The sequence below is a fragment of the Ramlibacter sp. genome, assembly GCF_050250995.1.
Classification (GTDB): Bacteria; Pseudomonadota; Gammaproteobacteria; order Burkholderiales; family Burkholderiaceae_C; genus Ramlibacter.
This window is the reverse complement of sequence record NZ_JBFWNP010000027.1, coordinates 30594-55678: the sequence shown is the minus strand read 5'-3', so window position 1 is coordinate 55678 and position 25085 is coordinate 30594. Positions and strand designations below refer to the sequence as shown.

Genomic DNA, 25085 nt, shown 5'->3' with positions numbered 1-25085 from the left:
ACTATACTTCGGGCATGTACACCCAAGCCCTCGACCTTCCAGGCGCCGACTCGGCTCGGCTTCAAGCCGTGCCCGCCGCGGCCAGCGACGAGCAGGCGGCCTTCGATGCCAAGATGGATGCCGACCGCAAGATCGAACCGCAGGACTGGATGCCCGAGGCGTATCGCAAGACGCTCGTGCGGCAGATCAGCCAGCATGCGCACAGCGAGATCGTCGGCATGCAGCCCGAGGGAAACTGGATCTCGCGCGCGCCTTCGCTCAAGCGCAAGGCGATCCTGCTGGCCAAGGTGCAGGACGAAGGCGGCCACGGCCTCTATCTCTACAGTGCGGCCGAAACGCTGGGCACGAGCCGCGACCGGATGCTCGATGCGCTGCACTCGGGCAAGGCCAAATACAGCTCGATCTTCAACTACCCGACGCTCACCTGGGCCGACATCGGCGTGATCGGCTGGCTGGTCGACGGCGCGGCGATCATGAACCAGATTCCCATCTGCCGCTGCAGCTACGGTCCGTACGCGCGCGCCATGATCCGCATCTGCAAGGAGGAGAGCTTCCACCAGCGGCAGGGCTTCGACAGCCTCATGACGCTCATGAAAGGCACGGCGGCGCAGCGCGCGATGGTGCAGGACGCGGTGAACCGCTGGTGGTGGCCGGTCCTCGCGATGTTCGGCCCGCCCGACAAGGACAGCCCCAACAGCGCGATGAGCATGCACTGGGGCATCAAGCGCATCAGTAACGACGACCTGCGGCAGAAATTCGTCGACGCGACCGTGCCGCAGGCGAAGGTGCTCGGCGTGACGCTGCCCGACCCCGACCTCAAGCTGGACGAGACCACGGGCCACTGGTCCTACGGGTCGATCGACTGGGACGACTTCTGGAGCGTGGTCAACGGCAACGGCCCGTGCAACAAGGAGCGCCTCGCGACGCGCGTGAAGGCGCACGAGTCGGGCCGGTGGGTCCGCGATGCGGCGCTCGCGCATGCGCGCAAGCCGCGAAAGAGCGACAGGAAGGAGGCGGCATGAGCACCGATCCGCGCAACGAATGGCCCCTCTGGGAAGTGTTCGTCCGCAGCAAGCAGGGCCTCGAACACAAGCACTGCGGCAGCCTGCACGCGGTCGACGCCGACCAGGCGCTGCAGATGGCGCGCGACGTCTACACGCGCCGGCAGGAGGGCGTGAGCATCTGGGTCGTGCCTTCGGCCGCGATCACCGCGAGTCAGCCCGACGAGAAGGAACAGCTCTTCGAGCCGATGGCGGACAAGATCTACCGCCACCCGACCTTCTACGAGATTCCCGACGCAGTGGGGCACATGTGAGCATCGCCGCGCCGGTCGATTACCTGCTTCAGCTCGCCGACAACGCGCTCGTGCTCGGCCAGCGCAATGCCGAGTGGTGCGGGCACGGGCCCGTGCTCGAGGAAGACATCGCGCTCGCGAACATCAGCCTCGACCTGATCGGGCAGGCCCGCCTGCTGTACCAGCATGCGGCGGCTTTCATGGGGGATGGCGTCACGGAGGACACGCTCGCCTACTTCCGCGACCCGCACCAGTTCCGCAACTACGCACTGTGCGAACTGCCGCACCACGGACCGCTGGCCGGCACCGCCATCGCGGAGCGCGACTACGCGACGACCATCACGCGCAATTTTCTCTACAGCGCGTTGATGGTGGCGGTGTGGGACGCCCTGAAATCGTCGAGGGACGAGCAGCTCGCCGCCATCGCCGCGAAGTCGTACAAGGAGACGCTCTACCACTTGCGGCACGCGCGCGACTGGCTCGTGCGGCTCGGCGACGGCACCGACGAATCGCACGCACGCATGCAGGCCGCGGCCGATCACCTGCTGCCGTACACGCAGGAGTTCTGGACAGCCTCGCCGCATGAACGGCAGGCCCTGCAGGAGGGCACCGGTGTCGACATGGCGATGCTGCGCGACGGATGGAACCGCGACGTGGACGAAGCCTTCGAGGAAGCGACGCTGCGCCGTCCCGAAGGCGGCGGCTACGTCCCGCAGGCGAAGTGCGGCCTGCACACCGAGCATCTCGGCTGGCTGCTCGCCGAGATGCAGTCGCTCGCGCGCCAGCACCCGGGGGCCACGTGGTGAGGGCTGCGGCGCATGACGCATCGGCGCGCAGGATCGACCTCGCCTGGGCGGCGCTCGAAGCCGTGCCCGACCCCGAGATTCCCGTCGTGAGCATCCGCGAACTCGGCATCCTGCGCGACATCCGCGAGACGGACGGCGGCGCGCTCGAGGTCGTCATCACGCCCACGTACAACGGCTGCCCCGCGATGGAACAGATCGAGGAGGACGTGCGCGCCGCGCTCGCCGGTCACGGCATCGAGGCGCACGTCGTCTCGCGACTCGCGCCGGCGTGGACCACCGACTGGATCACGCCCGAAGCGCGCGAAAAGCTGCGCGCGTTCGGCATCGCGCCGCCCGGCTCTTCGGCCCAGGACAACGTGGTGCGATTCGCGCGGCGCGGCGCCCGGCACGAAGCGGTCGCCTGCCCCCGTTGTGGCTCGTCCGACACGACCGAGACTTCGCATTTCGGGTCCACCGCGTGCAAGGCGCTGTTCAAGTGCCTCGCCTGCCTCGAGCCCTTCGACCATTTCAAGCCCTATTAGATGGCCGCCCATTTCCATCCGCTCCCCATCAAGCGCGTGACACCCGATGCGGCCGGCGCCGCGGCCATCACGTTCGAGGTGCCGCAGGCGCTCGCCCGCGAGTTCGAATTCCGCCCCGGCCAGTTCCTCACGCTGCGCGCCACGATCGACGGGCGGGAGGTTCGCCGCAACTATTCGATCTGCAGTCCGCGCCAGCGCTTCGACGCGTCGCGCGAGATCGACGTCGGCATCAAGCCCGTCGAAGGCGGCGTGTTCTCGCGCTGGGCGGTGGACGCCCTGCGCGAAGGCGCGACGCTCGACGTCATGCCGCCCGATGGCCGCTTCAGCCCGCGCATGGCCGGCGCGCGGCACCGCGTCGGCTTCGCCGCGGGCTCCGGCATCACGCCCATTCTGTCCATCGTCGCGAGCACGCTCGCGGGCGAGCCGGGTTCGAGCTTCACGCTCGTCTACTGCAACCAGCGCATGAACACGATCATGTTCAACGAGGCGCTGCAGGACCTGAAGGACCGCTATCCTTCGCGGCTCACGCTCGTGAACATCCTTTCGCGACAGCCGCAGGAGACGGCGCTGCTTCAAGGCCGACTCGACGAAGCCAAGGTCACCGAATTGCTCCGGTACCTCGTGCCGCCGGAGACCATCGACGAAGCCTTCGTCTGCGGCCCCGAAGGCATGATCGAAGCGGTCGAGCGGACGCTGCTGAAGGCCGGTGTGTCGGCCGAGAGCATCCATGCCGAGCGCTTCCTTTCGCCGGGCGATCCCGCGCCGAAGGCTCGGCCGCGCCCGGAGACACCGCATGCCGCCGACCACCAGCTCGACATCGTGCTGGACGGCAAGACGCATCATCTTGCAATGTCCTCCGGCGAGCGCGTGCTCGACGTCGCGCTCGATGCCGGCCTCGACCTCCCCTACTCCTGCAAGGGCGGCGTCTGCTGCACCTGCCGCGCCCGCGTTCTCGAGGGCGAAGTCCACATGGAGAAGAACTACACGCTCGAAGCGGGCGAAATGGAGCGCGGTTTCGTGCTGACCTGCCAGTCGCGGCCGCTCACCGCCAGGGTGGTCGTGAGCTACGACGAGCGCTGAGCCGCCACCGCGGCGCTCAGTCCGGGCGGGCCGGCGACTTCAGGATCCTGAGCACGACGTCGCCCGTCCCCTTCAGCAGTCCGAGCGCCTTCGCCGCGGCGTGGCTCAGGTCGATGATGCGGCTCTTGATGTGCGGGCCGCGGTCGTTGATTCGCACCTCGACACTGCGCCCGCTGTCTTCATGCTCGACGCGCACCAACGTTCCGAAGGGCAGGGACGGATGCGCGGCCGTGAGCGCATGCATGTTGAAGCGCTCGCCGCTGGCCGTGCGGCGCCCATGAAAGCGCGGCCCGTACCACGAAGCCTCGCCGCGGTCGTGCTCGACGAACTCCGGCTCCACGGGCGGCGCCGTCGATCGTTCCGGCTCGACTGGCATCGGCGTCGGATCCGCCGCGACCATGCTCGACACGGGCGTCGCCTCGGCATCGATCTCCCGCGAAACCACGGCCTCCGCGTCGAGCGCATCGAGCGCGTCGAGCGCGTCGAGCGCGTCGAGCGATTCGTCCTGCGCATGCACCGCGACGCTTGCGCCGAGCAAGGCAGCGAAAACGAATGCGACGACTCGCGCCGTCAAAGCCCGAGCCTCCGGCAGATATCCGTCGTCGCCGCCGACTGGTTCATCGTGTAGAAATGAATGCCGGGCACGCCGCCGGCGCGCAGGCGCTCGCACAGGTCCGTCACCACGTCGAGCCCGAAGGCGCGGATCGACGCGGTGTCGTCGCCGAACGCCTGCAGCCGCAGGCGGATCCAGCGCGGGATCTCCGCGCCGCACGCGTCGGAAAAGCGCATCAGCTGCGTCGAACTCGTGATCGGCATGATGCCCGGCACCACGGGCACGTTCACGTTGCGCCGGCGAAGCTCGCCGACGAAGCGGAAATAGGCGTCGGCGTTGAAGAAATACTGCGTGATGCCCGCATCGGCGCCCGCCTCGCACTTCGCGATGAAGGCATCGATGTCCGAGTCGGGCGACTTCGCCTGTGGATGCACTTCGGGATAGGCCGCGACTTCGAGGTGGAACTGCCGGCCCGTCTCGCTGCGAATGAACGCGACGAGCTCGCTCGCGTAGCGGAACTCGCCGCCGAGGCCGTAGCCGCTGGGCAGGTCGCCGCGCAATGCCACGATGCGCCGGATGCCCGCGGCTGCGTAGGCCGCGAGGCGCTCGCGGATCGATTCGCGCGTCTGGCCGATGCACGAGAGGTGCGGCGCGGCCGGGCAGCCTTCGCGCAGGATCTCGGTCACGGTCTGCAGCGTGCCGTCCTGCGTGGAGCCGCCGGCGCCGAAGGTGACGGAGCAGAACTCGGGCTTCAGCGCGTAGAGCTGCTGGCGCACCGCGCGCAGCTTCTCGGCGCCTTCGGCCGTCTTGGGGGGGAAATATTCGAGGCTGATGGGGAACGTCATGACGCTTCCCTCCGGATGGCATGGATGAAGAATTCGCGGTTGCCGTCGCCGCCGGCGATGGCACTGTCGTACCAGCCCTGCACGCGCAGGCCGAGCTGCTCGCAGGCGTCGCGCAGCTTGCGCTCGACCACCGCGTGGAGCGACGCATCGCGCACGATGCCGCCCTTGCCGAGCTGGCTGGGCTGCAGTTCGAATTGCGGCTTCGCGAGCATGAGCAGCGCGGCGCCGGGCTTCATGAGCGGCACGAGCGCGGGCAGCACGAGCACGAGCGAAATGAATGAAAGATCGCCGACGACGAGATCGAAGTCGCCGCCGACGCGTGCGGCATCGAGTTCGCGCGCATTGACCTTCTCGATCGCCGTCACCCGCGCATCGCCGCGCAGGGACTCGTGCAACTGGCCGTGGCCGACGTCGACGCCGGTGACATGCGCGGCGCCGTGCCGCAACAGGCAATCGGTGAAGCCGCCGGTGGACTGGCCGACGTCGAGGCAGCGCAGGCCGCTCGCGTCGATGCCCGCCGCGCGCAAGGCCCCTTCGAGCTTGAGCCCGCCGCGCGACACGTAGCGCGCCTCGGACGCATCGAGCAACTCCACCTGCGCGGCGGCCGGCAGCTCGTCGCCATTCTTGGCGATGGGCCGCCAGGCGCGCCCGTCGAACCAGCGCGCGCCGCCCGCGATCAGGCGCTGCGCCTGCGAGCGCGACGCTGCGAGCCCGCGTTCGACGAGAAGCTGGTCGGCGCGCAAGGCATGCTCCCGCTCAATAGCGGTACGTGTCCGGCTTGTACGGACCCTGCTTCGCCACGCCGAGGTATTCGGCCTGCTCCGTCGTCAGCTCGGTCATCATCGCGCCGAGCTTGCGCAGCTGCAGGCGCGCGACCTTCTCGTCCAGGTGCTTCGGCAGCACGTAGACCTTGTTCAGGTCGTAGGAATCGCTGCGCGTGAACAGCTCGATCTGCGCGATGGTCTGGTTGGCGAACGACGACGACATCACGTAGCTCGGGTGGCCCGTGCCGCAGCCGAGGTTCACGAGGCGGCCCTTGGCGAGCAGGATGATGCGCTTGCCGTCGGGGAAGATCACGTGGTCGACCTGCGGCTTGATTTCTTCCCACTCGTACTTTTCGAGCGACGCCACGTCGATCTCGTTGTCGAAGTGGCCGATGTTGCAGACGATCGCCTGGTCCTTCATCTTCGCCATGTGGTCGTGCGTGATCACGTCCTTGTTGCCGGTGGCGGTGACGAAGATGTCGGCCTTGTCGGCGGCGTAGTCCATGGTGACGACGCGGTAGCCTTCCATGCAGGCCTGCAGCGCGTTGATGGGGTCGATTTCGGTGACCCACACCTGCGCCGACAGCGCGCGCAGCGCCTGGGCGCTGCCCTTGCCCACGTCGCCGTAGCCGGCCACGAGCGCCACCTTGCCGGCGATCATGACGTCGGTCGCGCGCTTGATGCCGTCGACCAGCGACTCACGGCAGCCATACAGGTTGTCGAACTTGCTCTTGGTGACCGAGTCGTTGACGTTGATCGCCTTGAACATCAGCTCGCCGCGCGCGGCCATCTGCTTCAGGCGGTTGACGCCGGTCGTGGTCTCTTCCGTCACGCCGATGATCCTGGCGCTCTTGCGGCTGTACCACGTCGGGTCTTCGGCGAGCTTCTTGCGGATCGAGGCGAGCAGGATGCGCTCTTCCTCGCTGTGGCCGTTGCCGGCGACGAGCGATGCGTCCTTCTCGGCGCGCTTGCCCAGGTGCATGAGCAGCGTGGCGTCGCCGCCGTCGTCCAGGATCATGTTGGGGCCTTCGGCGTCGGTGCCCTTGGCGCCGAAGTCGAAGATGCGGTGCGTGTAGTCCCAGTAGTCCTCGAGCGACTCGCCCTTGATCGCGTACACGGGCGTGCCGGTCGCGGCGATGGCGGCGGCCGCATGGTCCTGCGTCGAGAAGATGTTGCACGAGGCCCAGCGCACCTGCGCGCCGAGCGCCTGCAGCGTCTCGATCAGCACGGCGGTCTGGATGGTCATGTGCAGCGAGCCGGTGATGCGCGCGCCCTTCAGCGGCTGGCTCTTCGCGAACTCCTCGCGGATCGCCATCAGGCCGGGCATCTCGGTTTCGGCGATGCGGATTTCCTTGCGGCCCCAGGCGGCAAGCGACAGGTCGGCAATGGCGCAATCGGCCGGGGCGGTGGTTTTGAGGGCAGCGTTCACGAATGGGCTCCAGAAGCTCGAGTGTTGAGATCGGCCACTGCTGCGCGGAGAGTCGGGACTCACCGCACCGGGACAGTGGGTGAGCGTCGTTGCGGATGTCCGAGCCTCGCGCCACGCATCCCGGAACGGGACGGGGCGCTGCAACGCTCCTCGGATATGCGGAATTATAGAAGGGTGCGGCGGGAGCCGCTGGCGCGGGTGAATTTATGGCAGCCCATCCATCGAATCGATGCGCGCGGCGCGCGCGCCTGCTTAAATCACGGCCATGAACGAATCCCTGCGCATCGCCATCCTCGACGACTATCAACAGGTCGCGCTCCGTTACGGCCCCTGGGAGCGGCTTTCCGGCCGCGCGGAGCTCACGGTGTTCTCCGACAACCTCGCCGACGAGGACGCGCTCGCCGAGCGACTGCGCCCGTTCGACGTCGTCTGCCTCATGCGGGAGCGCACCCGCATCACGGACTCGCTGCTGGCCCGCCTGCCGCGACTGAAGCTCATCGTCACCAGCGCGATGGTGAATGCGGCCGTGGACATTCCCGCGGTGCAAAGGCGCGGCATCGTGATGTGCGGCACCAGTGCGGAACACACCGGCACGCCGGAACTCACCTGGATGCACATCCTGGCGCTGGCACGCAATCTTCCGGCGGAACAGGAGAATCTGCAGCGCGGCGGCTGGCAGGCAGCGGTCGGCCGGGACCTGTACGGAAGCACCCTGGGCGTGCTGGGGCTCGGACGTGTCGGCAGCCGCGTGGCGCGCGTGGGCGCCGCCTTCGGCATGCGCGTCATCGCCTGGAGCCCTCGGCTGACGCCGGAGCGCGCCGCCGAGCACGAGGCGGAATGCGTGACGAAGGAGGAGCTCTTCCGCCGCGCCGATTTCGTGACGGTCAGCATGAAGTTCCGGCCCAGCACGGTCGGCCTGGTCGGCGCGGACGAAATCGCCCTGATGAAGCCGACGGCCTACCTGATCAACACGGCCCGGGCGACGATCGTCGACGAGGACGCCCTGCTCGCCGCCCTGCGGTCCGGCCGCATCGCCGGCGCGGGCATCGATGTCTTCGACCCCGAGCCGCTGCGGTCCGACCACCCGTTCCGCGCCCTTCCGAACGTGCTGATCACGCCGCACATCGGCTACGTGACCGACGCGACGTACCGCGGCTTCTACACGGACACCGTCGAAGACATCGAGGCGTGGTTGGCCGGGCAGCCGATCCGGCTCGTGCAGCCGCCGACGGACTGAGCGCCCGGATCCTGCGCTACTGCGGCTGAATGCCGTTCTTGCGCATGAGGGCCTTGACGCCCTCGAACTGATCCTCGACCGTCTTGCGCAGCATGGCCTCGTCGCCCGGCTCGACATAGATGCCGGTGGCCTGGATCGAGTCCTGCACGTCCTTGCGCGCGAGCGCCTTGCGCAGCGACGCATGCAGCGCCTGCACGACGGGTCGGGGCGTGTTGGCGGGCGCCCACAGCGCCGCCCACACGGGAACGTCGAAGCCCGCCATGCCCGCCTCGCCCGCGGACGGCGTGTTCGGCAGTTCGGCCGCGCGCTTCGAGCCCAGCGAGGCGACGACGTGGACCTTGTCCGATTTCACGAAGCCGTCGATGGGGCCGACGGCGACGTCGACGAGTCCGCTGGCCACGTCGACCTGCAGAGGAACGAAGCCCTTGTAGGGGATGTGATTGAACTTCACGTTGGCGAGCGATTCGAGCGTGAGCGCCGCGATCTCGTACACCGTCGCGGGCCCGGTCGTGCCGAACGTGACCTGCCCGGGCCGTGCCCGCGCGGCGGCGACGACGTCGGCGAGCGTGCGCAGTTTCGACTCGCGGCCCGTGATGAGCACGAAGGGCGCGCGGCCGACGAAGACGAGGGGCGAGAAATCCTTGATCGGGTCGTACGCGATGTCCTTGGTCATCGCCGGCGCGATGACGTTCGTGGAGCCCGTGCCGAACAGGATGGTGTAGCCGTCCGGCGGCGCCTTCGCGACGAAGGCCGCGGCGATCGCCCCCGATGCGCCCGCGCGGTTCTCGACGATCACGGGCTGCTTCAGGTCCGCCTGCAACTGCGTCGCGAGCACGCGCGCGGTCACGTCGCTCGATCCGCCGGCGGCCGTGCCGACGACGATGCGGATCGTCCGGCTCGGAAAGGCGTCCTGCGCCGAAGACGGCGCGGCGAACGATGCGGCGGCGACGAGCGCGCACGCGTGGAAGAAATTGGAAACGCGGCGCATGGGCACTCCTGATTCGGTTCGTCGATTGCGCCGGAATGTAGCCGCTTTCAACGGCCTGCGGAAGCCGAGCTTCGATCTTTTCGTCGCTTGCGTTACGCGCATCAACCTGCCTTATGCGGGGCCATAAATCGATGTCATGGCGAAGGGGGCGGCGAGCGGGGAACATCGCGGCCATGAACACGAACGACATCGTCGAACTCGAAAGCCGGCGCCGCGCCGGGATGCTGCAACGCGACGTGGCGGCGCTCTCCGAGCTGTACCACCCCGAGCTGCTGTGGATCCACTCTTCGGGCCGCCGCGAATCGCGCGAGCAGGTGCTCGAGGGTGCGCGAGCGGGCACGACGCGCTACGAGAAGATCGACGCGACCTCGCAGGTCGTGCGCCTGTTCGGCGATTGCGCCGTCGTCAATGGCGACGTCGACATCGATGCGGTCGTCGGCGGACGGGCGTTGCAGCTGCACCTGAGATTCACCGCCGTGTGGGTGGCGACGGCGCAGGGCTGGAAGTTCGCGAGCTGGCAGTCCACGCCGATCCGCGATCCCGCCTGAGCGCGAAGTGGTAGAAGGGGTGCATGGTCACTCCTTCCATGCCCACCCCGCCCATCGCACCCATGCTCGCCAAGGTCGCCGCCGAGCTGCCGGCGGCGGACGGCTTCCTGTTCGAGCCGAAATGGGACGGCTTCCGTGCCATCGTGTTCTCGAACAAGGACGGCATCGTCATCCAGAGCCGCGACCTGAAGCCGCTCAACCGCTATTTCCCCGAGCTCGAGAAAGCGCTGGCGGCCGTGCTGCCCAAGGGCTGCATCCTCGACGGCGAAGTCGTCGTGGTGCGCGGCAGCGCGCTCGACTTCGACGCGCTCCAGCAGCGCATCCATCCCGCGCCGTCGCGCATCGCGCGGCTCGCGAAGGAGACGCCGGCGAGCTTCGTCGCCTTCGACCTGCTTGCCGCGGGCGGCAAGTCGACGATGACGCTGCCGCAGGCGCAGCGGCGCGAGCGGCTGGAGCGCCTGCTCGGCAAGCCGAAGTCCCCGCTGCACCTGACGCCGGTCACGCGCGACCGTGCGGAGGCGCAGCAATGGCTCGAACGGTTCGAAGGCGCGGGGCTCGACGGCGTGATCGCGAAGCTGGAGAGCGCAACCTACCAGCCGGCCAAGCGCGCCATGCTGAAGATCAAGCACGTGCGCTCGGCCGATTGCGTCGTCGCCGGCTTCCGCTGGTACAAGGACCACGAGGACGCGATCGGCTCGCTGCTGCTGGGCCTGTACGACGAAGCCGGCGTGCTCCACCACGTGGGCGTCGCCTCCTCCTTCACGCTGGAGATGCGGCAGACGCTCGTCGACGAACTCGCGTCCCTGCGCGAAGGCGCGCTCGAAAATCACCCCTGGCGCGCCGGAGACGACGAGTCGGCCGAAGACGGCCAACGCCTGCCCGGCGCGCAAAGCCGCTGGAGCGGCGACAAGGACCTGAGCTGGCAAGCCCTGCGACCCGAGCGCGTGGCGGAGGTGAAGTACGACCACCTGCAAGGCATGCGCTTCCGGCACGCGGCGACCTTCCTGCGCTGGCGGCCGGACAAGGCGCCCGCGGACTGCCGTTACGACCAGCTGGAGGTGACGACGCCCTTCGAGCTGGCGAAGATCTTCGGCTGAGGCTTCGCCCTCCGCGGCCGCGGAAGGCACAATACGCAGCCGGCTGCCGCCACCCGCGGCAGCTCGGCCATTTCTGCTTTCCCCGGAGTCCCCCGTGTCCTCGCCCCTTGCCGCCGAAACCCGGCGCCGCCGCACCTTTGCCATCATCTCGCACCCCGATGCGGGCAAGACCACGCTCACCGAGAAGCTGCTGCTGTTCTCCGGCGCGATCCAGATCGCGGGCGCGGTGAAGGGCCGCAAGGCCTCGCGGCATGCCACGAGCGACTGGATGGAGATCGAGAAGCAGCGCGGCATCTCCGTCGCGTCGTCGGTCATGCAGATGCTCTACCGCGACCACGTCGTGAACCTGCTCGACACGCCCGGCCACAAGGACTTCTCCGAGGACACCTACCGCGTGCTCACCGCGGTCGACTCCGCGCTGATGGTGATCGATGCCGCGAACGGCGTGGAGGCGCAGACCCGGCGCCTCATCGAGGTCTGCCGCCAGCGCGACACGCCCATCATCACCTTCGTCAACAAGATGGACCGCGAGGTGCGCGAGCCGCTCGACATCCTCGACGAGGTGGAGCGCGAGCTCGGCATGCCCTGCGTGCCGATGACCTGGCCCGTGGGCAAGGGCAAGTCCTTCGGCGGCATCATGAACCTGCGCACGCAGGCGATGACGGTCTTCGAGTCCGGCAGCGAGCGTCGGCCGCAGGACTTCGATGCGATCCCGCTGTCCGACGCCGCCGAACTGAAGAAGCGCTTCGGCGCCGAATACGAGCAGGCCGCCGAAAGCATGGAGCTCGCCGCGGGCGCGTCGCCCGAGTGGGACCATGCCGCATTCCTCGCGGCGAAGCAGACGCCCGTGTTCTTCGGCTCCGCCGTCAACAACTTCGGCGTGATGGAGGTGCTGGACGCGCTCGTCGACCTCGCGCCGCCGCCGCAGTCGCGCAAAAGCGCGGTGGTGGTGAGCAAGCAGTTGCAGGAGAAGATCGTCGAGCCCGACGACGAGGCATTTTCCGGCGTCGTCTTCAAGGTGCAGGCGAACATGGACCCCTCGCACCGCGACCGCATCGCCTTCGTGCGCATGGCCTCGGGCAAGTACACGCCGGGCATGAAGCTGAAGGTGCAGCGCACGTCGAAGGAGCTGCGGCCCACCTCCGTCGTCACGTTCCTGTCGCAGCGGCGCGAGGCGGTCGACGAGGCGTACGCCGGCGACATCATCGGCTTCACCACGCACGGCGGCGTCCAGCTCGGCGACACCATCACCGACGGCAGCGTCGCGCTGCAGTACACCGGCCTGCCGTTCTTCGCGCCGGAGCTGTTCCAGGTCGTCATCCTCAAGAATCCGTTGCGCACCAAGCAGTTGCAGCAGGGCCTCGCGCAGCTCGGCGAAGAGGGCGCGATCCAGGTCTTCCGCCCCGAGATCGGCGGGCCGATGCTGCTCGGCGCGGTCGGCCAGTTGCAGTTCGAAGTGGTGCAGCACCGCCTGAAAGCGGAGTACGACTGCGACGTGCGGCTCGAGAGTTGCCCCTACACCGGTGCGCGCTGGATCACGGCGGACTCGGCCGCGGAGCTGAAGGCCTTCGTCGACGCATACCCGCAGCGCATGGCGCGCGACGCGGCCGATGCGCTGGCGTATCTCTGCACGTCGCCGTACGACGTCCGACTGGCGCAGGAACGCTTTCCGAAGATCCATTTCCATCCGCTGCGCGAGCATGCGGGACTTGCGCTGCACAACGCGCAATGACCTCGGGCTCCCGGATGAAACCGCTGGCCGACATGCCGCGCGAGGTCGCGGCCGCCATCCACACCGTCTTCAGCGACATCGACGACACCCTGACGACGGAAGGCCGCCTCACCGTCGAGGCCTACGGCGCGCTGCAGGCCCTCAAGGACGCGGGCGTGCGCGTGGTGCTCGTCACCGGCCGGCCCGCCGGCTGGTGCGACCACATCGCGCGCATGTGGCCGGTGGACGCGGTGATCGGCGAGAACGGCGCCTTCTACCTCTGGTACGACGCCGAGGCCCGCAGGCTGAAGTCGCGTCACGTCGCCGACGAACCAACCCGCGCGGTCAATGCGGAAAAGCTTGCCGACGTCAAGGCCCGCATCCTGCGCGAAGTCCCTGGCTGCGCGGCCGCATCCGATCAGTTCTGCCGCCTCTACGACATCGCGATCGATTTCTGCGAAGACGTGCCGCCGCTTCCCGCCGCCGACATCCAGCGCATCGTGGCGCTCATGGAAGAAGCGGGCATGACCGCCAAGGTCAGCTCGATCCACGTCAACGGCTGGTTCGGCGAGTACGACAAGCTGTCGATGGCGCACCTCTACCTGCGGGAGCGTTGCGGCATGGAACTCGAGGCGCAGAAGGATCGCGTGACCTTCGCGGGGGACTCGCCCAACGACGCGCCGATGTTCGCCTATGTGCCGAATGCCGTCGGCGTTGCGAACGTGCGGAAGTTCAACCTGCCTGCGGACCAGAGCCCCGCATGGGTCACCCCGTCCGAAGGCGGCGCGGGTTTCGCGGAGCTGGCTCGCGCGATCCTGGCCGCGCGCTGAGGCAACTTCAGCCGCCGGTCTTGCGCTGCCGATGGGCCACGCAGGCATCGGCGAACGCACGCAGCGTGCGGTCGTAGAAGCGGTGCTGCTCGTGCCGCCACTCCGGGTGCCACTGCACGCCATAGGCGAACGCCCTCGCATCCTTCACGCGCACGCCTTCCACCAGGCCATCGGGCGCGCGCGCTTCGGCGACGAGGTTGCGGCCCAGGTCCCGGATGCCCTGGCCATGCAGGGAATTCACCTGCGCCTGCGTGCCGCCCGCCCATTCGGCGAATGCGCTGCCGGGTTCGAGCGCCACCTCGTGCCGCTCGGCGAACTGCACCTCCAGCGGTTCGTCGTCGGGTTCGCGGTGGTCCATCAGCCCCGGCTGCGAATGCACCGCCTGGTGCAGGCTACCGCCCAGCGCGACGTTCATCTCCTGCAGTCCGCGGCACACGCCGAAGAGCGGCACGCCCTCCTCGATGGCCGTGCGCACGAGCACCATGGTCAGCGCATCGCGGCGCGGATCGAGCAGATCGGTAGGCAGCGCGCTCGCTCCGAAATGGGATGCCTCGACGTTCGACGGCGAACCCGTCAGCAGCACACCATCGACCAGCGGAAGAAGTTCCGGCACGTCGGCCGCACCGGCCATCGGGAAGAGCACCGGCTGGAGACCGAGCGCCGTGACGGCCGCCGCATAGCGGTCGGCGAGCACGGTGTAGCCGCCCGGGTCGGACAGGTCGAGGTTGCGGTGGCAGGCCGGCAGCCAGACCAGGGGCTTGTGCGTCGCCATGGACTCAGGCCACGCGCCCGAAATGAAGCTGGTTGCCTTCGACGCGGATATCCTGCGTCAGAGGGTCGGATGCATGGACGGCGAGCATGTTCATGCCGAGCACCCAGGTCGCATAGCCGAGCTCCCGGGCGAATGCCTGCAGCGCGTTCGCGTCGGACTTGATGACCTCCACGAGCAGGATCGGACGATGCCGTGCGAGCGTCTCGCGCGCGCCGCGCAGCACCTCGAGCTCCATGCTTTCCACATCGAGCTTGAAGAAGTCGAGCCGGTCGAGCGCGAGCGCATCGACGGACGTCATCGGCGTCTTCACCATGTCGCCCGCCTGGTACGAGATGGCCTGGCCGATGCGCTCGTTGTTCGCGCGCTCCTTCAGCTCCAGGCTGCCGAAGCTGGCGGCGCGGTGATAGTCGGGCTGCGGAATGGCGATCTCGCCCGGCCGCTCGCCCAGCGCGGCCCAGCGCGCCCTCGCGTTCATGCAGTTGTTGATCGCGATGTTGCCGGCCAGCGCATAGAAGACCAACTCCTGCGCCTCGAAGGCGAGGACGCGGCCCCAGCCGTGCATGTGGCGCGCCCATTCGATCGTGTGCACGCCGATGTTGGCGCCGCCGTCGATCGCGACCACGCCGTCGCCGAACGAACGGCGCCGCCAGTCGAGCAGCACGTGCGCCAGGTCGACCTCCTGCGGATCGAACGCCGAGCGCGACAGGATCTGCCAGCCGACGCCGATGCGCGCATGCTCCGGCCCCGCGACGTCGTTGCGGTTCAGGATCATCGTGCCGTGGTTCGACGACGCGAGCACGAAGGCGATGGGGCGTGACGGCAGTGCCATGGTGCCGCCCAGTCTACCGCGCCAGCACCGGCGCGAGCGCCACGCCCGTGTGCGTGCCGAGCGCCACCACCTCCTCGGGCGACGCGGCCGCGACCACCTTGCCGCCCTGCGCGCCGCCTTCTGGTCCGAGGTCGATGATCCAGTCGGCCTCGGCGATCACGTCGAGGTCGTGCTCGATCACGATCACGCTGTGGCCGCCGTCCACCAGCCGGTGCAGCACGCGGATCAGCTTCTCGACGTCCGCCATGTGCAGGCCGACGGTGGGTTCGTCGAGCACGTACAGCGTGTGCGGCGCCTTCTGCCCTCGCCGCGTCACGTCGTCGCGCACCTTCGACAGCTCGGTCACGAGCTTGATGCGCTGCGCCTCGCCGCCCGACAGCGTGGGCGACGGCTGGCCGAGCGTGAGATAGCCGAGGCCGACGTCGCGCAGCAGCTGCAGCGGATGGGAGATGTTCGGCATGGAAGCGAAGAACTCCACCGCCTCGTCGACCTCCATGCGCAGCACGTCCCCGATGTTCTTGCCGCGCCATGTGACGGCGAGCGTCTCGGGGTTGAAGCGCGCCCCGCGGCAGGCTTCGCACGGCACCTTGACGTCCGGCAGGAAGCTCATGCCGATGGTGCGCACGCCCTGTCCTTCGCACAGCGGGCAGCGGCCTTCGCCGGTGTTGAACGAGAAGCGGCCAGGTCCGTAGCCGCGCGCGCGCGCCTCGAGCGTGTCGGCGAACAGCTTGCGGATCGTGTCCCAGAAGCCGATGTAGGTGGCGGGGCAGGAGCGCGGCGTCTTCCCGATGGGGGTCTGGTCGACTTCCAGCACGCGGTCGATGGCCTGGTAGCCGTCGACCGACGTGCAGCCGCTCCACTTCGGCCGCTTGCCCGCGTCATCCGCGTCGCGGCCCGCTTTCGTCGTGCGCTGCTGCACCGCCGCCTGCACGTTGTGCAGCAGCACGTCGCGCGCGAGCGTCGACTTGCCCGAGCCCGAGACGCCCGTGACCGCGACGAGGCGCCGCAGCGGCACGTCGACGTCGACGTTGTCGAGGTTGTGCAGGTTCGCGCCGCGCAGGTGCAGCGCCTGCATGCGCGTCGTTTCCTCCAGGCCGGAGGCGATCTGCGCGAGCAGCGAACGCGGCTTCTTGCCCCTGGCGATGGGCACAGGCGTCTCGAGCACCGGCAAGCCGACTTCGACGGCGGGCGCCGACATGTCGCGGCGCGGCTTGAGCGGATGGCGCATCGCATGCAGGAGATAGCGGCCGGTGAGCGAATCCCCGGCCTTCTGCACGTCGTCGACGCTGCCCTGCGCCACCAGGCGGCCGCCGCGCTTGCCCGCACTCGGGCCGATGTCGATGATGTGGTCGGCGCGGCGGATCGTGTCCTCGTCGTGCTCCACCACCACCAGCGTGTTGCCCTTGCCGCCGAGCTTGTGCAGCGCGTCCAGCAGGATCTGGTTGTCGCGGGCATGCAGGCCAATGGTCGGCTCGTCGAGCACGTAGCAGACGCCCTGCAGATTGGAGCCGAGCTGCGCGGCGAGCCGGATGCGTTGCGCCTCCCCGCCGGACAGGGTCGGCGCGCCGCGGTCGAGCGTGAGGTAGCCGAGGCCGACCTCTTCGAGGAACTCCAGCCGGCTGCGGATTTCGGGAATCAGGTCGCGCGCGATGCCCTGCTCGCGCTGCGTCATCGCGCCGCTGGCCTGCAGGCCCTCGACCCAGTGGCGCACCTCGCGCACCGAGAGTGCCGCGACTTCGGCGATGCCGGTGCCGTCGAACTTCACCGCGCGCGCCTGCAGGTTGAGGCGCGCGCCTTTGCAGTGGGGGCAGGCCTCGTCGGTCAGGTCTTCGACCTCCGGTTCGGCGAAGGTCTGCTCGCGGCCCTTGTCGCCTTCGGCGGTGACGATGGTGTCGTCGAACGCCTTGCGCTGCTCCCGCGTGAGCTTGACGCCGGTGCCCACGCATTCGGGGCACCAGCCGTGCTTGCTGTTGTAGGAGAAGAGACGCGGGTCGAGCTCGGGGTAGCTGGTGGCGCACACCGGGCACGCGCGCAGCGTGGAGAACACCTCGATACGGCCGACGCCATCGTGCTTGCCCGTGTGGAACACCGCGCGCAGGCCGTCGAGCGGCGCGAGCACGTGCAGCACGCCCTTGCCGTGCTCCAGCGCCAGCGCGATCTTCTCGCGCAGCAGGTTCTCGTTCGCCGGCGTGACGTCGAGGTCGCACACCGGCAACTCGATCGTGTGCTCCTTGAAGCGGTCGATGCGCGGGAATCCGGTCGTCGGCAGGAAGTTGCCGTCGACCCGCAGGTGCGTGTAGCCGCGCGGCCGCGCCCAGTCGGCGAGCTCGGTGTAGACGCCCTTGCGGTTGACCACGAGCGGCGCGAGCAGGCCGATGTGGTGGCCGCGGTAGCGCTTCATGATCTGCGCGACGATGCTGTCGGGCGTCTGCGGGCGCACCTCCGCGCCATCGCGCACGCAGTGCTGAACGCCCAGCTTCACGTAGAGCAGGCGGAGGAAGTGCCAGGTCTCGGTGGTGGTGCCGACCGTGGACTTGCGCCCGCCGCGCGACAGGCGCTGCTCGATGGCGACCGTGGGCGGAATGCCGTAGACCGCGTCGACCTCGGGCCGGCCGGCCGGCTGCACGATGCTGCGCGCATAGGCGTTGAGCGATTCGAGATAGCGGCGCTGGCCTTCGTTGAAGAGGATGTCGAACGCGAGCGTCGACTTGCCCGAGCCCGAGACGCCGGTGACGACGCTGAACTTGTTGTGCGGAATGTCGACCGACATCGACTTCAGGTTGTGCTCGCGCGCGTTGACGATCTGGATCGCCTTGGCGGGTTCCGCGCGGCGTTCGCGATAGGGCACGACTTCCTCGCCGGCACGCATGCCGAGCGTGCCGTCGTACTCGCGCAGGGCTTTCGCGGTGTGCGAGGTCGCGTGGTGCTTCACGTCCTCCGGCGCGCCTTCCGCAACCACCAGGCCGCCGCCGTCGCCGCCCTCGGGGCCGAGGTCGACGAGCCAGTCGGCCGCGCGGATCACGTCGAGGTTGTGCTCGATGACGATCAGCGAATGGCCCGCCTCCAGCAGCTTGCGCAGGGCGCGCATCAGCTTGGCGATGTCGTCGAAATGCAGGCCGGTCGTCGGCTCGTCGAACAGGAACAGCGTGCCCTTGCTCGCGAGGCCCTGCCGCGAAACCGGCGTGGACTTCGCCGCGCCCGCGAGGAAGCCGGCGAGCTTGAGCCGCTGCGATTCGCCGCCCGACAGGGTGGGCACGGGCTGGCCGAGCTTCACGTATTCGAGGCCGACGTCGACGATGGGCTGCAGCGCGCGGATCACGTCGCGGTCGTTCGCGAACAGCGCCGCGGCTTCGCTCACCGTGAGCTCCAGCACGTCGGCGACATTCATGACTCGGAAACCGGAACCCGTCGCCGATTTGCGTTCGATAGCGACCTCCAGGATCTCGGGGCGATAGCGCTTGCCGTCGCAGTCGGGGCAGCGAAGGTAGACGTCGGAGAGGAACTGCATCTCGACGTGTTCGAAGCCCGAGCCGCCGCAGGTCGGGCAGCGGCCGTCGCCCGAGTTGAAGCTGAACTTCGAACCCGTGTAGCCCCGCTGTTTCGCGAGGGATGTGTTGGCGAAGATTTCGCGGATGGAGTCCCACGCCCCGACGTAGCTCACCGGGTTGGAGCGCGCCGTCTTGCCGATGGGCGACTGGTCGACGAATACGACGTCGCCCAGGTGGTCGGCGCCCAGCAGGCGGTCGTGCGCACCGGGCGAATCGGTGGCGCGGCCGAAGTGCCGCAGCAGCGCGGGCGCCAGCACGTCCTGGATCAGCGACGACTTGCCCGAGCCCGAGACGCCCGTGACGCACACCAGCCGCTGCAGCGGGAACTCCACCGACACGTCGCGCAGGTTGTGCTCGCGCGCGCCTTCGAGCACGAGGCGCGGCGTCGCATCCGTCACCGCGCGCTTGAAGCCCATGCCCACATGCTTGCGCGCGCCGAGGTAAGCGCCCGTGAGCGTGTCCGCGCGGCGCAGCTGCTGCGTCGTGCCGTCGAACACGATCTGCCCGCCGCGCTCGCCGGGCCCGGGGCCCATGTCGATGATGCGGTCGGCGGCCATCATCACGGCCGGATCGTGCTCCACCACCACCAGCGTGTTACCCGCGTCGCGCAGGCGCTGCATGGCCTGCGTGATGCGGTTCATGTCGCGCGGGTGCAGCCCGATGCTGGGCTCGTCGAGCACGAAGAGCGTGTTGACGAGCGAGGTGCCGAGCGCCGTCGTGAGGTTGATCCGCTGCACCTCGCCGCCGGACAGCGTGCGGCTCTGGCGGTCGAGCGTGAGGTAGCCGATGCCGACGTCGACCAGATAGCGCAGCCGCGTGGTGATCTCCTCGAACAGCAGCCTGAGCGCCTGCAGTTCGCCGCTGGCCGCATGCGCTTCGGCCTCGGGCTCCACGCGGTCGAAGAAGCGTCGCAGCCGGTCGATGGGCAGCAGCATCAGGTCGTGCAGGCACAAGCCGGGCAGCGCTTCGAGTTGCTCGCGGCTCCACGCGACGCCCACCGGCATGAAGCGCTTCGAGGGATCGAGCACGGCATCGGCCTCCGCCTTGCCGCCGAGGCGCCACAGCAGGCTGTCGGTCTTCAGGCGCGCGCCGCCGCAGGTCTCGCACGGCGTGTAGCTGCGGTACTTGGACAAGAGCACGCGGATGTGCATCTTGTACGCCTTCGATTCCAGGTAGCCGAAGAAGCGGCGGATGCCGTACCACTGCTTGTTCCACTGCCCGTCGCGATAGCCGGGCGTGCCGTGGATCACCCAGTGCTTCTGCTCGGGCGTGAGCTTGTACCAGGGCGTGTCGCGCGGAATGCCCGCGGACTCGGCGTGGCGCATCAGGTCGTCCTGGTTCTCGGCCCAGGCGGGCGTCTGGAACACCTTCACCGCGCCGGAGCGCAGGGTGAGCTTGTCGTTGGGAATGACGAGGTTGTAGTCGACGCCGATGACGCGGCCGAAGCCCCGGCAGGCTTCGCACGCGCCCACGGGCGAGTTGAACGAGAACATCGACGGCACCGGATCCGCGTAGCGGATATCGCTTTCCGGGCAGTGCAGGCCGGTGGAGAACTTCCACACCTCGGCGCCCTCGTCCCCGACGTAGACCCAGAGCCTTCCGGCGCCGCGCTTGAGCGCAACCTCGATCGCCTCGATCGCCCGCGCCTTCTCGACGCCCTGGATCCGGAACCGGTCCGCGACGACGTCGAGCACTTTTCGCGCCTGCGCCGTGGTCGCACGCCCGGCCCCGGAATTGGGGTCAGATCCCGATTTCGGCACGAAATTGGGCTCTGACCCCAATTCCACAGTGCGCTCCGCCTGCACGCGCGTAAACCCACTCGCAGCGAGCCACTGCTGCACCTCCTCCGCCGAGGTCGCCGCCGGCAACTCCACCGGAAACGTCACCACCAGCCTCGGATCGCTCCCGACCGTCCTCGCCATCAGCTCGGCATAGATCGTCTCCGGCGAATCGTGCCGCACCGCCAGCCCCGTCTTCCGGTCGAAAAGCTGGGCCGCCCGCGCGAACAGCAGCTTCAGGTGGTCGTTCAGCTCCGTCATCGTCCCCACCGTCGAGCGCGAGGAGCGCACCGGATTCGTCTGGTCGATGGCGATCGCGGGCGGCACACCCTCGACCTGGTCGACCGCGGGCTTGTCCATGCGGTCGAGGAACTGGCGCGCGTAGGCCGAGAAGGTCTCGACGTAGCGGCGCTGCCCCTCGGCGAAGAGCGTGTCGAACACGAGGCTCGACTTCCCCGAGCCGCTGGGGCCTGTCACGACGGTGAGTTCGCCGGTGCGGAAGTCGACGTCGAGGTTCTTGAGGTTGTGCTGTCTGGCGCCGCGGATGCGGATCAGTCCCTGGGTCATGCGTAGGAGGCCCTGGAGGCCGGTGAGGGAGGGAGGGGGCCAAACATTCTAGGGACCGCGCACTGACAAGGCCTGTCATGGGGGTACAGCCATACAAAAGTCTCCCCTCGTTGTCAAAAGACCTATCCCCCACTACAACGAACACAAGGAACAAATAGTTTCAAACACCGACCAGGAGACTTTCATGCAGTTCGACAGCCGCCAAGGCCGCACCTGGGCCTGCGCCATCGCCTTCGCGCTCGCCGCTTTGTTCACCGACGCCCGCGCGCAGATCCTGATCGGCCAGACCGCGGGCTTCACCGGCCCGGTGGCCACGGGCGTCAAGGAGACCACCGACGGCGCACGTCTCTGGATCGATGCCGTCAATGCGCGCGGCGGCGTCAACGGGCAGACCGTGGAGCTGGTCTCCGTGGACGACAAATTCGAGCCCGCGCTCGGCGCGAAGAACGCGACGCAGCTGATCGTCGAGCGCGGCGTGCTCGCGATCTTCCTCACGCGCGGCACGCCCAACTCCGAAGCGCTGCTGCCGGTCATCGAGCAGCACGGCGTCCCGCTGATCGGGCCCTCGACCGGCGCGATGGTGCTGCATCACCCCGTGAAGAAGCGCGTGTTCAACGTGCGCGCCACCTACCAGCGCGAGGCCGAGAAGGCCGTGGAGCACCTGCACACGCTCGGCATCCAGCGCATCGCGGTCGTGCATGCGGACGACTCCTTCGGCCGCGACGCGCTCGAAGGCGCGAACAAGGGCTTCTCGCGACTCAAGTTCAGTCCGGCCGCAGTGCTCCGCGCCGACCGCAACCAGCCCGATTACGCGCAGATCATTCCGCCGATCTCGGCGGCGCGGGCGCAGGCGGTGCTGTGGATGGGTTCGGCCAAGGGCGTCGCGGACGGCGTGCGTGCGCTGCGCGCCGCGAAGTCGGCGGCCCAGGTCGTCACCCTCTCGAACAACGCATCGTCGGGATTCATCAAGCTGCTTGGCGACCACGCGCGCGGCGTGATGGTGACGCAGGTGTTCCCCAACGAGCGCTCCATCGCCTCTCCGATGGTGAAGGAGGCGCTCGACCTCGCGAAGGCGAAAAACATGGCGTTGTCGCCGGCGATGCTCGAAGGCTTTGCCGCCGCGAAGGTGCTGGTCGAAGGGCTGCGCCGCGCTGGCAAGAACCCGACGCGCGAGAAACTGCAGGCTGCGCTCGAGGCGATGTCCAGCTACAACCTCGGCGGCCTCGAGGTGAGCTACTCGCCGAACGACCACACGGGCCTGGACTTCACCGACCTCTCCATCGTCGACTTCGAGGGGCGTTTCGTGCGCTGACGCGCGGCTACTTCTTCGTTTCCGCGGGCGCGTGAACGGCTTCGGTGCCGTGCTTTTCGCCGCCCATGTCGATCTTGTCGCCGCCTTTCACGATGACGAACAGGGCCAGCGCCGCGAACGCGGCGAATCCGATGGCGATCTTCCACATGTTTCCGGTCTCCTTGGGTTGGAGCGGAATCTAGGCGCTGCGCCTTTCGCGAAACTTATCGCGGACGCTGCAGACCCGGCAACTTCGCCAATTCGTCCCAGGCCCCGCCGGCGGCGAACCAGGGGTCGCCGTCGAGGTAGGCCCGCAGCATCGGCAGCGCGTCGGCGCCCCAGAAATGCCGCCCGTCGACCGTGAGCGTCGGCACGCCGAAGATACCTTCGGCCACGGCCTGCTCGGTGTTCAGCTTCAGTTCGACCTTCACCTCTTCGCCGGCCGGGTCGCGGCCCGGTGCGAGCGCGGCCTGCAGGTCCGCCAGCCGCGTCGCATCCAGGGGATCGCCGCCGCCACGCCAGACGTGGCGCAACAGCGTCTCGCACACATGGCGGTTCGCGCCGCAGGCCACAGCGAGGCGGAGCAGGGCCAGCGGATTGAACGGATGCGCGGCAGGCATCTGCATCGCGATGCCATGCGAATGCGCCTGCCACAGGACCTGGCGGTAGGTCCAGTCGCGCTTGGGCCCGATCTCCGCGGGACCCAGTTGCCCGTAGTGCTTCAGGAAGCCCGCGAAGAGCACGGGCCGGTACTCCACCGCGTAACTCAGCCCCTGCAAGGCCTGCGGCAATCGCTCGAACGCGAGGTAGGCGTACGGCGAGATGAAATCGAGGTGGAAGGTGATCTGCTTCATGTCGCCGCCCTCTGCGCGATCGCGCGCCACACATCGCGCTTGTCCTCATCGCTCATCGTGCTCCACGCCGCGATTTCGTCGAGGGTGCGGAAACAGCCCTCGCACAGGCGGCGGTCGGGCGTCATGCGGCAGACCGAAAGGCAGGGCGACGGGACGGTTTCGCCCGCGCGCAGCGTGCGCGAACGCGCCAGCAGGAGCGTGGCCGATGCACTCATTCGCGGGCTACGTCGGCGACCGGTGCGCCGGTCAGACGTTCGAGGTCCTGCGGCCTCAGCCTGAACACGCCGTGCGGATGTCCCGCCGCGGCCCAGATCTCCTCGAACCGGAACAGCTCGCGGTCGATCAGCGTGACGGGTGCTTCCGCATGCGCAATGGGCGACACGCCGCCGATGGAGAAGCCGGTCTTTTCCTTCACGAACTCCGCGTCGGCGCGGCCGGTCTTGCCGACGATCGCATCGACCTTCTTCTCGTCCACGCGCCGATCGCCCGAGGCGATCACGAGCACGGCGGCGCCGTCCGACTTGCGCCGGAAGATGATGCTCTTGGCGATCTGGCCGACGGCAACGCCCAGCGCATCGGCCGCCTGCTGCGCGGTGCGCGCGGCGTCGTGGAGCATGACCGGCGCATGGGGATGGTTCTTCTGCTGCAGGACCTGCGCGACGCGCTGCACGCCGTCGGGCAAGCTCTTCAGCTCTGCACCGCACATCACGGAGCCCCCACGCTTGTCACTTCGTGTACTGCGCTGCCCCCCGAGGGGGCCTTCGCGACTTGGGGCGGCCCGGCGTCGCTCATCATCCCGCCCGCTTGTTCAGGATCGCCGTGGCCGCGCGCGACTGCGACTTGCGCCCGAGGAATTCGCTGATGTAGTTGCCCGCATCGACCAGCTTGTCGAGGTCGATGCCGGTCTCGATGCCCATGCCGTGCAGCATGTACACGACGTCCTCGGTCGCCACGTTGCCCGTCGCGCCCTTCGCGTAGGGGCATCCGCCGAGGCCGGCGACGGACGAATCGAACTGCCACACGCCCATCTGCAGCGAAGCCAGCGTGTTCGGCAAGGCCTGCGCATAAGTGTCGTGGAAATGGCCCGACACGTCGTCGATCGAATAGTGCTTCAGCGCCGCCTCCATCGCGGCCTGCACCTTGCGCGGCGTGCCCACGCCCACGGTGTCGCACACGCCGACGTGCTGCACGCCGATCTCCTTCATGAGACGCGCGACCATCTCGACGCGCGACGGGGCGATCTCGCCTTCGTAGGGGCAGCCGACCGTGGTGGAGATCGCGCCACGCACCGGAATGCCTTTCGCGCGCGCCGCCTCGACGACCGGCGCGAAGCGTTCGATGCTCTCGGCGATCGAGCAGTTGATGTTCTTCTGGCTGAACGCTTCGCTGGCCGCGCCGAACACGACGATCTCGTCCGGCCTGGATTCGACGGCGCTCTCGAAGCCCTTGATGTTCGGCGTCAGCACGGAGTAGCGCACGCCGGGCCGCCGCTCGATGCCGGCCATGACCTCGGCCGCGTCGGCCATCTGCGGCACCCACTTCGGCGACACGAAACTGGTGACTTCGATCTCGCGCAGACCGGCGTCCTGCAGCATCTGGACGAGCCGGATCTTCACGTCGGCGGGGACGGGCTGCTTTTCGTTCTGCAAACCGTCGCGCGGCCCGACGTCGACGAGCTTGACCTTGCGGGGGTAGTTCATGATGTTTTCCGAGTCGATCCCGAGGGGGTTTCGGGTGTCATTG

Annotated in this window: 24 protein-coding genes and 1 riboswitch; of the genes, 11 read left to right on the top strand and 13 right to left on the bottom strand. The window is 68.5% G+C overall.

The window, feature by feature from the left end; all coding sequences use genetic code 11:
- Positions 1 to 14: 14 nt before the first annotated feature.
- From paaA to paaE, 5 genes are read left to right on the top strand one after another with little or no spacing between them, the layout of a single operon-like run.
- Positions 15 to 1022, top strand: coding sequence for a 1,2-phenylacetyl-CoA epoxidase subunit PaaA (paaA, locus tag AB7E83_RS17260; RefSeq protein WP_428571626.1), 1008 nt, complete (start codon positions 15 to 17; stop codon positions 1020 to 1022).
- Positions 1019 to 1315, top strand: a complete 297-nt coding sequence (gene paaB, locus AB7E83_RS17255; RefSeq protein WP_428571624.1) for a 1,2-phenylacetyl-CoA epoxidase subunit PaaB — start codon at positions 1019 to 1021, stop codon at positions 1313 to 1315. Before paaA ends, paaB begins: the two co-directional genes overlap by 4 nt.
- The gene (gene paaC / locus AB7E83_RS17250; protein ID WP_428571622.1) at positions 1312 to 2100 is read left to right on the top strand and encodes a 1,2-phenylacetyl-CoA epoxidase subunit PaaC; all 789 of its coding nucleotides are present in this window, start codon (positions 1312 to 1314) and stop codon (positions 2098 to 2100) included. The genes paaB and paaC overlap by 4 nt, the downstream gene beginning before the upstream one ends.
- Positions 2016 to 2621, top strand: coding sequence for a 1,2-phenylacetyl-CoA epoxidase subunit PaaD (paaD, locus tag AB7E83_RS17245; protein ID WP_428571620.1), 606 nt, complete (start codon positions 2016 to 2018; stop codon positions 2619 to 2621). The genes paaC and paaD overlap by 85 nt, the downstream gene beginning before the upstream one ends.
- Entirely contained in the window at positions 2622 to 3701 is a 1080-nt protein-coding gene (paaE, locus tag AB7E83_RS17240) for a 1,2-phenylacetyl-CoA epoxidase subunit PaaE (protein ID WP_428571618.1), read from the top strand.
- A 16-nt stretch (positions 3702 to 3717) separates the two neighbouring features.
- Here paaE and AB7E83_RS17235 read toward each other — a convergent pair whose 3' ends face one another.
- From AB7E83_RS17235 to ahcY, 4 genes are read right to left on the bottom strand one after another with little or no spacing between them, the layout of a single operon-like run.
- Positions 3718 to 4239: a septal ring lytic transglycosylase RlpA family protein gene (locus AB7E83_RS17235; RefSeq protein WP_428571616.1), complete on the bottom strand. Its 522-nt coding sequence runs from the start codon at positions 4237 to 4239 to the stop codon at positions 3718 to 3720.
- A 32-nt stretch (positions 4240 to 4271) separates the two neighbouring features.
- Positions 4272 to 5099, bottom strand: a complete 828-nt coding sequence (metF, locus tag AB7E83_RS17230; RefSeq protein WP_428571614.1) for a methylenetetrahydrofolate reductase [NAD(P)H] — start codon at positions 5097 to 5099, stop codon at positions 4272 to 4274.
- On the bottom strand, positions 5096 to 5842 hold the full coding sequence (locus AB7E83_RS17225; RefSeq protein WP_428571613.1) for a TlyA family RNA methyltransferase: 747 nt from the start codon (positions 5840 to 5842) through the stop codon (positions 5096 to 5098). The genes metF and AB7E83_RS17225 overlap by 4 nt, the downstream gene beginning before the upstream one ends.
- 13 nt (positions 5843 to 5855) lie before the next feature.
- Entirely contained in the window at positions 5856 to 7292 is a 1437-nt protein-coding gene (gene ahcY / locus AB7E83_RS17220; RefSeq protein ID WP_428571611.1) for an adenosylhomocysteinase, read from the bottom strand.
- 74 nt (positions 7293 to 7366) lie between these two features.
- Positions 7367 to 7450: riboswitch (S-adenosyl-L-homocysteine riboswitch) on the bottom strand.
- Between the two features lie 107 nt (positions 7451 to 7557).
- Between ahcY and AB7E83_RS17215 the strand changes: the two genes are divergently transcribed.
- Entirely contained in the window at positions 7558 to 8529 is a 972-nt protein-coding gene (locus AB7E83_RS17215) for a D-2-hydroxyacid dehydrogenase family protein (RefSeq protein ID WP_428571609.1), read from the top strand.
- A gap of 16 nt (positions 8530 to 8545) precedes the next feature.
- Here AB7E83_RS17215 and AB7E83_RS17210 read toward each other — a convergent pair whose 3' ends face one another.
- Positions 8546 to 9517: a Bug family tripartite tricarboxylate transporter substrate binding protein gene (locus AB7E83_RS17210; protein WP_428571607.1), complete on the bottom strand. Its 972-nt coding sequence runs from the start codon at positions 9515 to 9517 to the stop codon at positions 8546 to 8548.
- A gap of 173 nt (positions 9518 to 9690) precedes the next feature.
- Between AB7E83_RS17210 and AB7E83_RS17205 the strand changes: the two genes are divergently transcribed.
- From AB7E83_RS17205 to AB7E83_RS17190, 4 genes are all read left to right on the top strand, one after another.
- On the top strand, positions 9691 to 10065 hold the full coding sequence (locus AB7E83_RS17205) for a nuclear transport factor 2 family protein (RefSeq protein ID WP_428571605.1): 375 nt from the start codon (positions 9691 to 9693) through the stop codon (positions 10063 to 10065).
- A 23-nt stretch (positions 10066 to 10088) separates the two neighbouring features.
- The gene (locus tag AB7E83_RS17200) at positions 10089 to 11162 is read left to right on the top strand and encodes an ATP-dependent DNA ligase (protein WP_428571603.1); all 1074 of its coding nucleotides are present in this window, start codon (positions 10089 to 10091) and stop codon (positions 11160 to 11162) included.
- Between the two features lie 94 nt (positions 11163 to 11256).
- On the top strand, positions 11257 to 12894 hold the full coding sequence (locus AB7E83_RS17195) for a peptide chain release factor 3 (RefSeq protein WP_428571601.1): 1638 nt from the start codon (positions 11257 to 11259) through the stop codon (positions 12892 to 12894).
- Positions 12895 to 12908: 14 nt separating this feature from the next.
- Entirely contained in the window at positions 12909 to 13703 is a 795-nt protein-coding gene (locus AB7E83_RS17190) for an HAD family hydrolase (protein ID WP_428571599.1), read from the top strand.
- 7 nt (positions 13704 to 13710) lie between these two features.
- Here the strand turns inward: AB7E83_RS17190 and AB7E83_RS17185 are convergent, their stop codons facing one another.
- The 3 genes from AB7E83_RS17185 to uvrA are packed head-to-tail and all read right to left on the bottom strand — an operon-like array spanning position 13711 to position 21197.
- The gene (locus AB7E83_RS17185) at positions 13711 to 14475 is read right to left on the bottom strand and encodes a gamma-glutamyl-gamma-aminobutyrate hydrolase family protein (RefSeq protein WP_428571597.1); all 765 of its coding nucleotides are present in this window, start codon (positions 14473 to 14475) and stop codon (positions 13711 to 13713) included.
- A 4-nt stretch (positions 14476 to 14479) separates the two neighbouring features.
- A complete protein-coding gene (locus tag AB7E83_RS17180; protein WP_428571595.1) occupies positions 14480 to 15304 on the bottom strand; it encodes an FkbM family methyltransferase in 825 nt (274 codons plus the stop codon).
- A 13-nt stretch (positions 15305 to 15317) separates the two neighbouring features.
- On the bottom strand, positions 15318 to 21197 hold the full coding sequence (gene uvrA, locus AB7E83_RS17175; RefSeq protein ID WP_428571593.1) for an excinuclease ABC subunit UvrA: 5880 nt from the start codon (positions 21195 to 21197) through the stop codon (positions 15318 to 15320).
- 184 nt (positions 21198 to 21381) lie between these two features.
- Here uvrA and AB7E83_RS17170 point away from each other — a divergent pair, with 184 nt between their 5' ends.
- On the top strand, positions 21382 to 22509 hold the full coding sequence (locus AB7E83_RS17170) for an ABC transporter substrate-binding protein (RefSeq protein ID WP_428571591.1): 1128 nt from the start codon (positions 21382 to 21384) through the stop codon (positions 22507 to 22509).
- Between the two features lie 7 nt (positions 22510 to 22516).
- Here the strand turns inward: AB7E83_RS17170 and AB7E83_RS17165 are convergent, their stop codons facing one another.
- The 5 genes from AB7E83_RS17165 to AB7E83_RS17145 form a co-directional block, all read right to left on the bottom strand.
- Positions 22517 to 22657 (bottom strand): hypothetical protein, encoded by a 141-nt coding sequence (locus AB7E83_RS17165; protein WP_428571589.1) that lies wholly within the window; start codon positions 22655 to 22657, stop codon positions 22517 to 22519.
- Between the two features lie 55 nt (positions 22658 to 22712).
- Positions 22713 to 23342 (bottom strand): 2-hydroxychromene-2-carboxylate isomerase, encoded by a 630-nt coding sequence (locus AB7E83_RS17160; protein WP_428571587.1) that lies wholly within the window; start codon positions 23340 to 23342, stop codon positions 22713 to 22715.
- Complete coding sequence (locus tag AB7E83_RS17155) at positions 23339 to 23557, bottom strand: DUF1289 domain-containing protein (RefSeq protein ID WP_428571585.1); 219 nt, start codon at positions 23555 to 23557, stop codon at positions 23339 to 23341. Before AB7E83_RS17155 ends, AB7E83_RS17160 begins: the two co-directional genes overlap by 4 nt.
- On the bottom strand, positions 23554 to 24048 hold the full coding sequence (locus AB7E83_RS17150) for a YbaK/EbsC family protein (RefSeq protein ID WP_428571583.1): 495 nt from the start codon (positions 24046 to 24048) through the stop codon (positions 23554 to 23556). Before AB7E83_RS17150 ends, AB7E83_RS17155 begins: the two co-directional genes overlap by 4 nt.
- Positions 24049 to 24133: 85 nt before the next feature.
- On the bottom strand, positions 24134 to 25042 hold the full coding sequence (locus tag AB7E83_RS17145; protein WP_428571581.1) for a hydroxymethylglutaryl-CoA lyase: 909 nt from the start codon (positions 25040 to 25042) through the stop codon (positions 24134 to 24136).
- Between the last annotated feature and the right edge of the window lie 43 nt (positions 25043 to 25085).

Bases quoted from the DNA above. Each gene is read 5' to 3' on its own strand.
- AB7E83_RS17215 (WP_428571609.1), top strand. From the start codon at position 7,558: ATGAACGAATCCCTGCGCATCGCCATCCTCGACGACTATCAACAGGTC.
- AB7E83_RS17165 (WP_428571589.1), bottom strand. From the start codon at position 22,657: ATGTGGAAGATCGCCATCGGATTCGCCGCGTTCGCGGCGCTGGCCCTG.
- AB7E83_RS17145 (WP_428571581.1), bottom strand. From the start codon at position 25,042: ATGAACTACCCCCGCAAGGTCAAGCTCGTCGACGTCGGGCCGCGCGAC.
- uvrA (WP_428571593.1), bottom strand. From the start codon at position 21,197: ATGACCCAGGGACTGATCCGCATCCGCGGCGCCAGACAGCACAACCTC.
- AB7E83_RS17170 (WP_428571591.1), top strand. From the start codon at position 21,382: ATGCAGTTCGACAGCCGCCAAGGCCGCACCTGGGCCTGCGCCATCGCC.
- AB7E83_RS17185 (WP_428571597.1), bottom strand. From the start codon at position 14,475: ATGGCGACGCACAAGCCCCTGGTCTGGCTGCCGGCCTGCCACCGCAAC.
- AB7E83_RS17210 (WP_428571607.1), bottom strand. From the start codon at position 9,517: ATGCGCCGCGTTTCCAATTTCTTCCACGCGTGCGCGCTCGTCGCCGCC.
- AB7E83_RS17190 (WP_428571599.1), top strand. From the start codon at position 12,909: ATGAAACCGCTGGCCGACATGCCGCGCGAGGTCGCGGCCGCCATCCAC.
- paaE (WP_428571618.1), top strand. From the start codon at position 2,622: ATGGCCGCCCATTTCCATCCGCTCCCCATCAAGCGCGTGACACCCGAT.
- AB7E83_RS17150 (WP_428571583.1), bottom strand. From the start codon at position 24,048: ATGTGCGGTGCAGAGCTGAAGAGCTTGCCCGACGGCGTGCAGCGCGTC.
- AB7E83_RS17200 (WP_428571603.1), top strand. From the start codon at position 10,089: ATGGTCACTCCTTCCATGCCCACCCCGCCCATCGCACCCATGCTCGCC.
- AB7E83_RS17160 (WP_428571587.1), bottom strand. From the start codon at position 23,342: ATGAAGCAGATCACCTTCCACCTCGATTTCATCTCGCCGTACGCCTAC.
- AB7E83_RS17180 (WP_428571595.1), bottom strand. From the start codon at position 15,304: ATGGCACTGCCGTCACGCCCCATCGCCTTCGTGCTCGCGTCGTCGAAC.
- AB7E83_RS17155 (WP_428571585.1), bottom strand. From the start codon at position 23,557: ATGAGTGCATCGGCCACGCTCCTGCTGGCGCGTTCGCGCACGCTGCGC.
- AB7E83_RS17205 (WP_428571605.1), top strand. From the start codon at position 9,691: ATGAACACGAACGACATCGTCGAACTCGAAAGCCGGCGCCGCGCCGGG.
- paaA (WP_428571626.1), top strand. From the start codon at position 15: ATGTACACCCAAGCCCTCGACCTTCCAGGCGCCGACTCGGCTCGGCTT.
- metF (WP_428571614.1), bottom strand. From the start codon at position 5,099: ATGACGTTCCCCATCAGCCTCGAATATTTCCCCCCCAAGACGGCCGAA.
- paaB (WP_428571624.1), top strand. From the start codon at position 1,019: ATGAGCACCGATCCGCGCAACGAATGGCCCCTCTGGGAAGTGTTCGTC.